Below are 13,433 nucleotides of genomic sequence, written 5' to 3'. Positions count from 1 at the left end.
AATAAGCTTAACCGATTGTCACCAGCGTTATGCTCTCGAATTTGTATTGTGGATACCAAGAACCATAGTTATTGGATTTCAGAACTCTTTCTTCAATCTGAATTTATACTTATATTACTTGCACTTATTGAGTTAAAAACCAAGGAATTAGAATGAGTAAGCTAACCATTATTGCAACAATCGTCTCTAAAGGAAGTAAGATTGAGTTAGTTAAATCCGAGATGATTAAATTGGTCGATAAAACCCGTGTTGAAGATGGCTGTATTAACTACGATCTACACCAAGATAACGATAATCCGGCTCACTTCGTTTTTCATGAAAACTGGGAGTCTGAAGCTCATCTAGAGAAACACTTAGCGAGCCAACACATCGCTGACTACATGGCTGCGACCGAAGGTAGTATTGAAACCTTTGTGCTTAACAAAATGACGCACATTGCTTAACCAGTCACTCAGTACTGATTCAATAAAAACCCTGCTCTGATCGCAGGGTTTCGCTTTTCTTGCCTGTCATGCTTTTTCGAGTTCATTTTGCACCCGCCTCGATGTGCCACTTCCTCCCTCATAAACAGAGCCTAACCTATCCACAATCGAAATATTCCTAAACGAATATCAAGCAACCTCACGAAAGATCATTCACATTCATTTAAATACTGTTCGCGCGCTTTGACCATAAACTAAGCGACAAAGAACAACAGCCGACAGGAATGTAGATGAATAACAAACAACTTGAGGGCGCTGTAAGTGAAGTAAGCTTATTCAATCAGCACCTACACTTAATCCAATCCGTGCATACCATTCCGACTCCAAAAATGAATTGGGAGTCGATAACGATGAAAGCTGCACCGGCAATACCAACGGTTCGATTCGATCACTGACTACTCATCACGACTAACACTTAGTTCGTCGTGTTCAATCACTTTATGTACCAAACCATTATGTCGACACACGCTATCTCACAAACAACGCGCCCATTAACAAGCACAGTTTCATCCACACGATCCCTAGCAAAGCTACCTTTAGTTCTAATCGTTTTCTCTGTGCCCTTATTCTCAGAAGAGGTTGAAGAAGTGGAACTCAAGGATGAAATCGTATTAAGCGAGGGCTCTGAGTTACAAGAAGAAGCTGAAGAATCCCCCTTCACAACCTTGACCAAGCTCGGTTTTATATACTCACAAAACACCAGCTCATCTTTGTCGATCAACTCTGGAATCTCTGTTGGATACAAAAAAGAGAACTGGGGCCAACGAGTTCAGTTTGACACCTACTATACTGATGCTGAAAACGATGAAGACGGCACCAATCGCTATACCACCAACTATGGCATAAGCTATGACTTAAACGAAGTCACCTATTTGGTCGCGACAACACGTTTTGAACACGACCACTTTGGTACTTATCGTAAACAATTCATAACGGCTACAGGATTGGGGCGCCACTTTTATGATACTGAAAGAATTAAACTTCAAGGCTCTGCTGGCCCGGGTTACCGAATCAGTCAACGCCAATCCTCCGATGAAGAGTTTTCGAACAAAGAGAACTATGAACTGATCGTCAATGCCAGTATTGATGGTTCTCTGACGCTTACAGATACATTTTCCATGGGCACTACAGTAAATATGGCTTACGGTGAAGAGAACACCAATTACAACCTCAAAGGCTATCTAAAGAATATCTTGATGGGCAATTTGGCTCTTACTTTTGATACCGAATATATCTACAACACCACTGTTGCATCTGACCAAAGTAACGCCGAAATCTACAGCTCAATGAATCTAAACTACGACTTCTAACCGCCCTCACCGCTTTCCTCACTTAATATAGCCCACAATAGCAAAAGGCCCTCACAATGAGGGCCTTGAAGTATCTAGTTAAATCTAAAGCATCTCGCTACGCTGTTTTGGTTCTTAACCGAGTCAGCACATCCATTTGCTTTAAATTCGCCATACCAACGTAAGCCACTGGCACTAAGAACAGTGAGAAGAAGGTTCCGGCAGTCAAACCTCCAACTAACACCAAACCAATATTGATTCGACCTAAGGAACCCGGGCCATCCGCCAATGCCAATGGCAATGAACCGAGGATCATCGTCAGTGAGGTCATCAGGATTGGGCGTAACCTTGAACGCGCACTGCTGATCGCCGCTTCTTTGGCACTCGCGCCAGATTTGCGTTTCTCGTTGGCAAACTCCACCAGCAAAATACCGTGTTTGGTCACGAGGCCAACCAGTGTCAGCAATCCTATCTTCGAGTAGATGTTGAGGCTTTGACCAAATACCGAAAGCGTCAATGTAGCGCCCACAATACACAGTGGAACGGTCAGCAAGATGATCATCGGGTCGACAAAGCTTTCAAACTGCGCCGCCAAGATCAAGAAGATAAAAATCAACGCCAATACGAACAGAACTTGTGCGCCCGCGGTTGAATCAATCAGGTCTTTAACGATGCCATTGAACTCGTAGCTCTGAGCAGGTTTCAACAGGCTTGGTACCGTATCATCAATGTATGCCTTCACGTCGCTCGCCGTATATCCGGGCATCAAGTCCGCGGTGATTTCAGCGCTGTCTTTACCCATGAACGTCTTGAAGTTAGATTCCGATGTCACTTGTTTGATGGATACAAACTGAGACAAAGGCAGCCTTTGACCTGACTGTGAATCCACATACAGCTTATCGAGCACCTTGAAATCACCAAGGTCACTTCGGTTCACTTGAACTTGAATTGGGTATGTATAACCGTCGTCCGCTTGCAAATCTGCCGCTTTAACAGAACCAAGGAACGTCGATAACGCATTGGTTACGTTACCGTAATCAACACCAGACAATACAATCGCATTTCGGTCAATCGACAAGTCGTAACGTAATTGGTCACGCAACATTGAGTTCTTAATGTTGGTCATGCCCTCGTAATCCTCAAGCAACTTAACGACTTCGCTCGCAGTTTCAGACAGCACAGTGGTATCACGGTTAACCGTGGTCAGTTCTAGGATCATGTTGGTAGCGATGTTCAAGTTATCTGCAGAGCGAACCTTGAAAGACATACCGTAAGCAGAGACCGAACTTTGTGCTTTAGCGATAAACTCGTTAACTAATTCATCCGCTGACTGGTCACGTTCACCCCACGGTTTCAATAAAACGTGATTGGTCGGTGTACCTTCAATGTAAGATAAGTTCGCTTCTACTGAACTATCTCCTTTGAACACGCTGTTAAGTTGTTCGTTGTTATCTAGATGGTACTGACGACCAACACCTGTTGGTGGCGTAGAAGTCACTTCAACAAAACCGGTATCTTCCGTTGGAAGTAACACTTTAGGCATTTTCCAAACCGCTAAGGCAGATAAAGCGATCAGCACTAAAGCTATACCACTCATCAGAGCCTTACGATCAAACCATTTGCCTAGCTCTTTGGTGTATAAATCCGATAACACATTCAGTTTCGCATCAACCTTTTGATACCACTTCGCCGGAGTTGATACTGGCTTCATTAAGTAAGCACTCATCATTGGTGAGAGTGTTAACGCCACAAACCCAGAGATGATCACCGCTGCTGCAAGCGTGAACGCGAACTGCCTGAATAGATCGGCGGTTAGGCCTGCCATCAAGCCAATTGGTAAGTAAACAACCGCCAAAGTCAGCGTCATCGCAATCACTGGAAAGACTATCTCTCGACACCCTTTAATTGCAGCATTGAACGGCGTTTCACCCTCTTCGATATGACGGTAGCAGTTTTCAGCCACAACAATCGCATCATCAACCACCAAACCAATGGCGAGAATGATAGCCAGAATCGTCAGTACGTTGATGCTAAATCCAAGTAAATGCATGACTGCAAATACGCCTATCACACACACCGGGATGGTGATGATCGGAATTGAAGCAACTCGAAAAGAGCCAAGGAACAGAACCACAACCGCTGAAACCAGCACAATCGCTTCAACTAAAGTCATGAAGCCTTCGTCAATTGCCGTTTTAATGAAATCCGCTTGGTTATAAACCATCTTCATCTCAATGCCTTCTGGCAACTGAGGCTGAATCAGATCAATTTGTTTCTTAACTTTATTCGCAACTGTGACTGGGTTTTCACTTTTCAGTGGCAACACCTGAATCGACATTGCTAGGTTGTCATCAACACGAAGAATACTCGGCGTAAGGCTCTCCTCACCCATTTTGACTTCAGCAATATCACCTATACGAATGATCTTGCTGTTATCAACACGAACCACCAAGTCTCGTACATCATCAACGCTGGTTACTTGGTTTACTGGGTTGATGGAGAAATCTCGGACCTGCCCCTTGATTGTACCTGCGGTAAACGTTGCGTTGTATGAGCTTAATGTTCCAACCACGTCTGATGCACTCATATTGAGCGCCATCATGCGATCCGGTTGCAACCAAACACGCACCGCCTTCTCACTACCACCATACGGCCCCCAAATGCCACCCACACCTTGGATGTGCTTAAATTGAGGCACGACTTGTTGGCTAATGTAGTCGTACATGTCTTGCTTAGACATCTTGCCAGTATTCACAAACGTGATGATGTTACTCGGCATACTGGTGTCAGAAGAGTCATCCGTTACCGTTGGCTTATCCGTCATGCTCGGCGGGAAATCACCAATCGCTTCGACGCTGCTGCGCAGGTTGTTCATCAAGCTGGTGTATTCGACGTCATTAATGTCATCTTCAAAGATGATTTTTAGATTACACGTGCCTTCCTGACAGTCCGTCGTCATGGTTTTCACGCTGTCGAGGCCCGTTGCAGCGGTGATGAGCTTATCTGCCACATTGCGCGACATGAACTCAGCACTAGCGCCATTGATAGCAGCGGTCACCGTTGCTGAAGGTGTTTTGTGTTCTGGAAAGTACTGAATTGAGAGTTTTTGAAACGACAAAAGCCCAAGCAAAACAATGGTGATGCTCAGAACGGACGCAAACACAGGGTGCTTGATACAAATCTCAGGAAGCTTCATTCAGATTCTCCTTCGTTGCAGCTTCCTTGCTTAATGTTTCTTTGCTGTGAGTTTCCTTGCTTTGTCTTTCGCTCGATGATTGCTCAACAGTCGCACTCGTCTCTGCTTGCTCGCTGTTTGCGTTGACCGCTTCGTCTACACCTTTCGATGCCTCCGTCCAATCAACCGAAAGCTCAATCGGATGTGGTTCGCCCACGTATGTTGCGGTCTTTTCTACTTTAGGCTCAGCGGTCTGCTGAATGTTCTCTTTGCTTGCCGGTTCCGTTATTAGCTCAACGGTTTTCTGTTCAGCATTTGGGTTCATGACCTTAACTAACGACGCTTTCTTAAGGCTCTGTTGTCCCGTCACAACGACGTTATCACCCAGCTTCAAGCCTTTCTCGACAACAACGTAACCATCGTTAGTATTCACGCCTAATTCGACAACGCGTTGCTCGATTTTTTCACCATTCACGACCCAAACAAAGCGCTCTGCATCTTTTGCTTGAACGGAGTTTTGAGAAACCACCATCTGTGTTGAATCTTCGCTTGTCATCTGACTTACTTTGGCAAACATACCCGGAACTAAGCGATGTTCTGGGTTAGTCACGTGCGCGTGCACTTCTACACGGCCTGAGCTCTCGTCCACCGCTGGCGCAATGTAATCCACTACGCCAGAAAACGCTTCATCGACAAATGCATCAACTTGGATGGAAACATTCTGCCCAAGCTTTGCGTTTCCTAAATCCGACTGGCCAATCGAATACTGAACTTCGACAGGATCGAGTTTGATTAAGCTCACCAACGCAGTTGCGCTATCAATCTTACTGCCCACAGAGTGGGTAAAATTAGTTAACTGTCCATCAAATGGCGCAACCAATAAATAGTCATTCATCAGCGCTTCTTTCTGACGGAAATCAGCTGCGGCTAGATTCGCCTGTTCTCCCAGTTCTTCTACATCTTGCTGAGACATAGAGTCGGGCTGTTTCTTTAGTAATTCTTGTACTCGCTTTAATTTTGACTTTGCTAACGCTAGAGAGCTTCTTGCTTTGTCTAAATCGGCTTTCGCTTTGGTATTGTCCAGCTGAGCGATCAGTTCGCCTTTTTTAACTGAATCTCCATCTTTGAAATGGATGTTGAGAATTTTGTCGGAAGCACTAAATGTCAATGCAGCAGAATCCGTTGCCCTGATTTTACCTACCTCGTTGATTGAAGAAGTGAATGCTTGTTTGTGAGCTTTTTCGATAGTCACAGGAATCAAGTTTGAGTCTTGGGCAAACGATGGAGAGATATGTAAGGCGAACAGTGCCAAACAGATTGTTTTACTAAGCTTTGTAAATTTCATTTTTAATAACCATAACCGTTGAATTCGTCTGAATTAAAACGTTTTTCTAAGCAGCTATTTCTTACTTAATGAGCTTCCAGCTATTTAAATAATGCTAAAACAGCTAATAATGAGAAAAGGGCTCAACTCACTGTCGAGCCCTGCAATTTTTATATGATTCCTAAATTTTTACGTTCTGAACTCCAAAGTAAAAGTTAAAGTTAAAAACGATGCTGATACTGAACACCGAGTAAGAGAGCATCGGCAGTCACATCAGCAGTTATATTGGAACTCGTTCCTGGGATCGTCGTCAGGCTTTCGTCAATATCTTGTGATTCTCCGACGATAAATCCGACACCAATGTCCACAGAACTGGCGGCCGTGAAGTTATATGTCCCTCCGACTGTGAACCAATGACGGTTAACATCAGGAATTGATAACGATGTGAGTTCGTCAGTTGGGGAAATGTCGTACATGTAACCCGCTCGTAGAACGATGTCTTTGGACATGATGTATGTACCACCGACAGAAACATGTCCTGCATCTTTCCACTGGTACTCTTTGATCGAATCGTCATATGAGTTAGATGTTAGCGAGTCAAATTCAGACCAGTTCACCCACTGCAGGCTGTAGTGGAAAGCCCACTGTTCGTTGAGTTGGTGCCATCCGGAAAACTCTAGAGTGTCTGGTAACGGAACATTCATCTTGTCGGCAGGGACACCACCTTTGGTAATGTCACCTTCCACTTCAATATCTGGGCTGTAACGGTAAGTAATACCAAACTTGTTATGTTCATTAACTTGGTAGGTCGCACCAACGTTAGCCCCCAAACCGAAACCATCGGCATCTACGTTTAACAAGTTTTGGCGGTATATTTCACCCTCACCGTAAATAACATCTAGCCCTGCGCCCAAATTGATTTTTTCAGACAACTCATAAGCCACAGCGAAGCCAACATTGATACTGGAAAGCGCCGTTTTTCCTCCAAACTCATCCGCTTCGAACGACTCGTCAAACTCAACATCAGTACCGAAATTGGAATGGACTGTTGCGCCCAGAGTGAACTTAGAACCTTCGATAGGATGCACATAATGAATGTTCGGAACTAATGTCCCTGCGTCTAATGATTGGTCATCTAACATTTCAGTATCACCAATCATTGGTGTGTAGCTAACACTAGACACATCAATACCACTCTCGATATAGATAGCGCCGACAGAGAGTGTTGGTTGCTCGATGTAAGCCATCGCAGCACTGTTCTTAGCAACAATCACAGCGCTATCTGCCATCACTGCATCACCGGCAAATGCACGACCTAACCCCGTTGCTGACTGCGCGTTAAGTTGAAATCCAGCCGCATTAGTTAAGCAAGGAACAAGAGCAGCGGCAGTGCCCAATAAAAGTTTATTCTTCATCTTGAGGCACCTCTGTTTCGATATGATCTTCGTTATTAATAACGACTACAGCTCCGTCACTCATTACCATTGAAGCAACAGCAACTTGCTGTGTGTCGACAGCTTCACGTACATCAGACATGTTTTCACCTGGCATACCCGGCAGTCCATCTTCATCAACAGGACCTTCGTACGGGAACAAATACGTACCATGCCCGCCGGTAGTTGTTCTCACGGCTCCGCGCTTTTCATCAATATCTTCTGATGTACCTGTAATTGGGTCTAAGCCAAGCGCAGTAATCAGTGGTTCAGTACCAGTACGAATGTTATCTGGCGCGGTGTTTGGAATTACGCTATCTGGGACATAGTCAACGCCAACGTCACAGGTTTCCCCGCAATCTCCCACGGCAGCCAACAAAAGAGTTGGTTGCTCAGCAGCTACTTGGCGAGAGATAAAGCTAGCAGGGTCTGCACTATCTATTGTGGCTTGGACCCCTTGTTTAAGGTCGGTAACAACTAAATCAAAGATGTCATTCTCTAGCTGACTAACAAGTAGCGCGTTATCAGATGAAAGCTCTACAAACTCTCTAAGTGCCTCAATACATTGTTGATTCGTTGCTTCTGTTGTACATGTATCTGGTATGACAGTTTCAGCAATGCCACGCTGCACATCTGGGGATTTCTTAACCCCTTCAGACATCTCAGGGCCTAAAGTTTGAGAAGACAGAACCAAATTAGTGAGCCCCTGGCCTGGGACAACAAAGTTCACCGTGTTGAATCCAAAAGCAGTATTAGTTGGGAATCCATCTTTAACTTGGCTGAATTCGCTGACCATTACCGACATGATTCCACCCAAGGATTGTCCAATTAAGTGAACGTCATCTTTTTTAACCCACGCTTCTTTACTCAAGGCATAGCGAAGACCTAAAAAGTCAGACACTGATTGCTGAAGGTTAGAACGCAGTGCTAAAGGGGAATCAATATTGATGAAGAACGCCTTGTCTGCTCTAGCACTAATCTCTACCCCTTTCTCTGGCCCCTCACCGTCTGGATCGGTATTGTCATAGCGCATTCTTTCCCCGTGATATGGCATATCGATCGCCACCACGGCATAGCCTTTAGTGGTGTAATCTTTAGCCATCAAAGAAGCTGTGCCGCGCTCAGCTGTAACACCATGGATAAAGATCGTGGTCGGCAATTGTTCACCTTTATTCCAATCCCAGTTATTTGGAACATAGATATCAGCGGTTATTTCAAGGTCCTCAGTTATTTGAGGCGTAGGGTTATCCGCAGTAGGAAATCCCCCCGAAGTGTTCGTAATCCATTCATACAGCGGTGGACAATTTTCTTTCGGGTCAAATTCGTCGACGGTACACTCGGCTTCTCTCTCTTTTGTAAATGGTAAATAAAATGGTATTTTCAGCGTCTTATGGTACAAGTCATAATCTGGTTTTAAACCCGTAACTTCACTTCGAGTACCAATAAACGAACTCCCATACAGCACGTGGTTATTTCTCATCGTATCCAGAGGAGAATAAGCACTCTGAGTTTTAAATTGAGCAGCGTATACAGGAAGACCGTTACCCGGATATAACGCTTGATATGAGCTAATGGCATTAATTATCTGAGTATGAAGAACTTCTTCTTTTTCACTATTTAATGGAACGTCTGAATAAATCAATTCATCAAAACTAGCGTCTGCTTTTAACGGTTCATTAAATTCAGTTTTTACCCCATCCGTTACTACAATCGAATAAGTACGATTTTCAACTAAACCTGATTCACATTGAATTTTAATATTGGAACCATCAGCGGATATTTGAGTGATAACTTCCTCACCTGTTACGTCATCAATTAATACAACATTCCCGGCTAAGGTTTCGTTATTTAGTGGATAACGTTTGTCAGAATTAACACTTTGTAGAGGAATTAAAATCGGTTCTGCACAAAGTCCCCAACCGTCTAGGGCTGCGTATGAATTGTTGTAGTCCTGATAATAGGCGTCATTCTTAGATGACATCGTCACAGCGTGTTCACCAACACCGGATATTGTTCCATCCTCGTCATACCCATACCCATCGTTCGGTTTTGGTAGTTCATTAATGTTGTAGGGAACCAATACCGATACGGCATCTTGAGTCGAGTCTTCAGACTGACAGCCGAGTAAGACAAGCGTAATTAGTCCACATATATATGGCTTACTGAAATCTTTCAAAACAGCTCCTTCGTAGCTTTCGCATTTAACTGGTGTGGTCATGCGATTTATCGTTATTTGAATTGCCGATTGAGTCGGAGGTAAGCTCGACTTTTATTCGTAGAGAGCAAGGCAACACAGAGTTGGAATGACACGTTGATAAAACTACGTAAGAAATTTGAGCAATTAACCCACACCCACTAAATCAGCGTCACCCGTTAATGATCTAATAGCTACTAACGGCAAGCACCTGAAACCACATTAAACAACCTCAAAAAGGTATATCAGGAAATCTAATTAGGTTGATAATTAACATAAATTCATACACTTAAATATCAAAGACGATGGAATCAGTAAGTTTATGTTTGTTGTAAGATTTGTTATATTTAGGTTAGAACGCTTATAACAATGAGAACCCAGATGTCTGCTGAATTTATTATCAATGATGATATACAGGTCAATTTAGAAGAGAGTGAAATCCATCACTTTAAGACGGGCCGTACCTACCCAATAGGTTCTAATGAATCAGAGCTGCTTAAGTTTTTTATCTCGAGACCTAATGAGGTGATCACTCGCCAAGTTCTTATTGAGCAGGTGTGGGTGTCTAAAGGTATTTACGTAGAAGATGGCAGCCTAATGCAAACCATCTCGATTTGCCGAAAAGCGTTAGAAGATAAGAGCGGAATGATCATTGTCACTGAGCGTGGTAAAGGCTACCGATTTGCAGGACAAGTGACACAAGACAAAGAACGCGCGCTGCGTAAAATTCAATCGCAACCAAAACAAGAAACGAAACATCCTCAAAACAACACAGCGACAAAAAGCTCAACAACCGAGACAACGGTCGCTACGAAAAAAACAAACAGTCTATTAGCACTGGTTGCATTATTTGTAGTGACTGCAGGTTTATCCCATTATTTGTTTTCTTATTTAGATAGAAATAGCCTAGGCGAAGATCTCGTGGGTCAGCATTTTATCTCATGTAAAATTGAATCCGACGAATTCACTTTTAATGAATTATTCAACGTGACGCTTTATGAATATATGGAACGAAAAATCATCATCGATAATTCAGGAAAATCTCTGAGCTTCCCTGCCGGATTTAAAGGAGTGGCTTGTGAATAACAAAACGAATACAGCAATTTTTGTGGTACTGCTTGGCGTATTAGTCGGCTGGCTTTCTACTTTTATTCCTAAATCACATCTTGAAGGGCATTATTTAGCAAATACAGCATCGATTATTAACCCGTCCAATAATATGATTCATAACCAGTCTTCTATTAACATCGAATTTAAGAAGAATGACAGTTATGACCTATTGTACGTATCGACTAAGCAAGTCGGCTTTACGTCATCGGGATCTTACTCTGTCACTCAACACGACATCTCACTGGATGAGAACCACCACCAGCAAATCATCCCGAATCGCGAGTTGTCGTTTTACGAAAAGGTCATGATAAGTGAAGGGTCTACCCTATCTTCTGACGCGATGCCTTACATTCCATTGAATAGAGAAGAGCTTTTGCTCGTTACTCGCTATGGGATGATTCATTTTTGTAAGAAGGTCGTCTGTTCTGAACTGCCAACGTATTCAAATGACACCCCTAACGTTGATATCAACTAAACTCGATCGCTATTTTTAAGCTTAATTATATTTTGGTGACTGCTTGTGTTTTAACGCTTACTTAAATGAAATAAGTAGGCGTTACACATAAGTAAGCTTTAAACATAAGTAAGCTTCAAAGCTAAGATTCTCATCTCTTTACCCCGATAAATACCCACTTCGTTACACGTTTCCTTCCAAAGTACAAAAAACACTCACGATTTATAAAACAACACCTCCATATGCAACTAGAACAATCAAAGGTGATCCAAGTTATATTCTAACGAGCCACAAAATTTGTTTATTAACATCTAAACAACAGTAGTTAATCACGATTTATAACCACAATTAACATCGAAAAAAATGTTTGTCTTAGATCATATCAACCTCAACTATGCCTCGTGCCACAGTGCAGTTTTCTGTACATTCATTGTCATATTCTGAAACACTTTCTTATATTTTTTAAACTTTGTGGAGATTTCTATGTTAGAGCTCTTGATCGGATTAGTGATTACTATTGCTGTTGGTTACTTTATTGTGAAAGGCTATAAAGCGGCAGGTGTATTACTAACTGCTGGCCTTGCCCTACTTCTTATTACTGGCCTTATTGGTCACACAGTCTTACCAGCTAAGGTCGCTTCAACAGGTAACATGGTTACCGACTCACTAGAATTTGTTAAGTACATGCTTCAGTACCGCGGGGGCGGCCTAGGCATGCAAATCATGCTACTTTGTGGCTTTGCTTCTTACATGACGCACATTGGTGCTAACAACGTGGTAGTGAAACAATTCTCTAAACCGCTTGCTGCTATCAAATCTCCATATGTACTTCTTGTTGCGGCTTACATCGTAGCGTGTCTAATGTCTCTAGCAGTAAGTTCTGCAACGGGTCTTGGTGTGCTATTGATGGCAACCCTATTCCCAATGATGACGGCAATGGGTATTTCTCGCCCAGCAGCAGTTGCGGTTTGTGCATCACCTGCAGCCATCATTCTTTCACCGACCTCTGGCGATGTGGTTATCGCGGCAGAAAAATCAGGCATGTCTCTTGATGTGTTTGCGGTTCAAACAGTACTGCCTGTTTCTATCTGTGCGATCATCGTGATGGCAGGTGCGGCTTTCTTCTGGAACAAATACCTAGATAAGAAAGAAAACACACCAATGGAAAAAGTTGACGTTTCAGAAATCGAAACAACGGCACCAGCTTTCTACGCTGCGCTTCCATTCCTACCTATCATCGGCGTTTTCCTATTCAACGGCCGTACGATTCCAGGGCTTTCACTTGATATCTACACCATTGTGGTAGGTTCTATCTTCGTGGGTGCAGTTATCGATTACGTTGTTAAGAAGTTTGACGGCGAGAAAACACTAGAAGATTTAGACTCTTGCTACCAAGGCATGGCTGACGCGTTCAAAGGCGTGGTAATGCTGTTGGTTGCGGCGGGCGTATTTGCTCAAGGTCTAATGTCTATCGGTGCAATTGATAACTTAATTGGTCTTGCTGAATCTGCAGGCGCAGGCGGTATCGCATTGATGCTTATTCTAACAGGTCTAACAGTTGCTGCAGCTATCGCGACAGGTTCTGGTAATGCGCCTTTCTATGCATTCGTAGAACTGGCTCCATCATTAGCGGCGAAAATGGGCTTGAACCCAGCGTTCCTAATCATCCCAATGCTTCAAGCGTCTAACTTAGGCCGCACAATTTCTCCAGTATCTGGCGTAATCGTAGCGACTTCTGGTATGGGTAAAATCAGCCCATTTGAAGTCGTTAAACGTACGTCTGTACCGGTAATCTGTGGTCTTATTACCGTTATCTTCGGTACGCTTGTATTGGTTCCTATGGCAGCGTAAGCCAACGTTAGTAAGCACAGCTACTTAGTAACACCAATATCGATATAAAATGCTTAAACAAAAGGCGCTGAACTTAATAAATTCAGCGCCTTTTTTAATATCACTGTCTCAACATCGTTAA

General features: G+C 43.3%; 10 protein-coding genes. 6 read left to right on the top strand and 4 right to left on the bottom strand.

The window, feature by feature from the left end:
- Positions 1–152: 152 nt before the first annotated feature.
- The 3 genes from ATB74_RS04570 to ATB74_RS04565 all read left to right on the top strand — a co-directional run bounded on the left by ATB74_RS04570 (position 153) and on the right by ATB74_RS04565 (position 1,792).
- The gene (locus ATB74_RS04570) at positions 153–443 is read left to right on the top strand and encodes a putative quinol monooxygenase (protein WP_061016848.1); all 291 of its coding nucleotides are present in this window, start codon (positions 153–155) and stop codon (positions 441–443) included.
- 269 nt (positions 444–712) lie between these two features.
- Positions 713–877, top strand: coding sequence for a hypothetical protein (locus tag ATB74_RS24060; RefSeq protein WP_155645121.1), 165 nt, complete (start codon positions 713–715; stop codon positions 875–877).
- Between the two features lie 162 nt (positions 878–1,039).
- Complete coding sequence (locus tag ATB74_RS04565) at positions 1,040–1,792, top strand: DUF481 domain-containing protein (RefSeq protein ID WP_061017738.1); 753 nt, start codon at positions 1,040–1,042, stop codon at positions 1,790–1,792.
- 97 nt (positions 1,793–1,889) lie between these two features.
- On the opposite strand, the gene ATB74_RS04560 is transcribed toward ATB74_RS04565, so the two are convergent.
- The 4 genes from ATB74_RS04560 to ATB74_RS04545 all read right to left on the bottom strand — a co-directional run bounded on the left by ATB74_RS04560 (position 1,890) and on the right by ATB74_RS04545 (position 9,921).
- Entirely contained in the window at positions 1,890–4,967 is a 3,078-nt protein-coding gene (locus ATB74_RS04560; RefSeq protein ID WP_061016846.1) for an efflux RND transporter permease subunit, read from the bottom strand.
- Positions 4,954–6,291, bottom strand: a complete 1,338-nt coding sequence (locus tag ATB74_RS04555; RefSeq protein WP_061016844.1) for an efflux RND transporter periplasmic adaptor subunit — start codon at positions 6,289–6,291, stop codon at positions 4,954–4,956. Before ATB74_RS04555 ends, ATB74_RS04560 begins: the two co-directional genes overlap by 14 nt.
- A 200-nt stretch (positions 6,292–6,491) precedes the next feature.
- Positions 6,492–7,685 carry an outer membrane protein transport protein gene (locus ATB74_RS04550; protein ID WP_061016842.1) on the bottom strand — a complete coding sequence of 398 codons (1,194 nt, stop codon included), beginning with the start codon at positions 7,683–7,685 and terminating at the stop codon, positions 6,492–6,494.
- Positions 7,675–9,921 (bottom strand): lipase, encoded by a 2,247-nt coding sequence (locus ATB74_RS04545; RefSeq protein WP_061016840.1) that lies wholly within the window; start codon positions 9,919–9,921, stop codon positions 7,675–7,677. The genes ATB74_RS04550 and ATB74_RS04545 overlap by 11 nt, the downstream gene beginning before the upstream one ends.
- A gap of 357 nt (positions 9,922–10,278) precedes the next feature.
- Between ATB74_RS04545 and ATB74_RS04540 the strand changes: the two genes are divergently transcribed.
- The 3 genes from ATB74_RS04540 (at position 10,279) to dcuC (ending at position 13,312) form a co-directional block, all read left to right on the top strand.
- Entirely contained in the window at positions 10,279–10,983 is a 705-nt protein-coding gene (locus ATB74_RS04540) for a winged helix-turn-helix domain-containing protein (RefSeq protein ID WP_061016838.1), read from the top strand.
- Entirely contained in the window at positions 10,976–11,482 is a 507-nt protein-coding gene (locus ATB74_RS04535) for a hypothetical protein (protein ID WP_061016837.1), read from the top strand. Before ATB74_RS04540 ends, ATB74_RS04535 begins: the two co-directional genes overlap by 8 nt.
- A 462-nt stretch (positions 11,483–11,944) precedes the next feature.
- On the top strand, positions 11,945–13,312 hold the full coding sequence (dcuC, locus tag ATB74_RS04530) for an anaerobic C4-dicarboxylate transporter DcuC (protein WP_009845449.1): 1,368 nt from the start codon (positions 11,945–11,947) through the stop codon (positions 13,310–13,312).
- The last annotated feature ends 121 nt before the right edge of the window (positions 13,313–13,433 follow it).

Source organism: Vibrio splendidus (assembly GCF_001557875.1).
Lineage (GTDB): Bacteria > Pseudomonadota > Gammaproteobacteria > Enterobacterales > Vibrionaceae > Vibrio > Vibrio splendidus_F.
The sequence above is the reverse complement of the archived record's forward strand: the minus strand, read 5'-3'. Positions and strand labels throughout refer to the sequence as shown.

What these genes read in the sequence shown, in the direction of transcription:
- ATB74_RS04570 (WP_061016848.1), top strand. Translation starts at nt 153, where the DNA reads ATGAGTAAGCTAACCATTATTGCAACAATCGTCTCTAAAGGAAGTAAG.
- ATB74_RS24060 (WP_155645121.1), top strand. Translation starts at nt 713, where the DNA reads ATGAATAACAAACAACTTGAGGGCGCTGTAAGTGAAGTAAGCTTATTC.
- ATB74_RS04560 (WP_061016846.1), bottom strand. Translation starts at nt 4,967, where the DNA reads ATGAAGCTTCCTGAGATTTGTATCAAGCACCCTGTGTTTGCGTCCGTT.
- ATB74_RS04555 (WP_061016844.1), bottom strand. Translation starts at nt 6,291, where the DNA reads ATGAAATTTACAAAGCTTAGTAAAACAATCTGTTTGGCACTGTTCGCC.
- ATB74_RS04550 (WP_061016842.1), bottom strand. Translation starts at nt 7,685, where the DNA reads ATGAAGAATAAACTTTTATTGGGCACTGCCGCTGCTCTTGTTCCTTGC.
- ATB74_RS04545 (WP_061016840.1), bottom strand. Translation starts at nt 9,921, where the DNA reads ATGACCACACCAGTTAAATGCGAAAGCTACGAAGGAGCTGTTTTGAAA.
- ATB74_RS04540 (WP_061016838.1), top strand. Translation starts at nt 10,279, where the DNA reads ATGTCTGCTGAATTTATTATCAATGATGATATACAGGTCAATTTAGAA.
- dcuC (WP_009845449.1), top strand. Translation starts at nt 11,945, where the DNA reads ATGTTAGAGCTCTTGATCGGATTAGTGATTACTATTGCTGTTGGTTAC.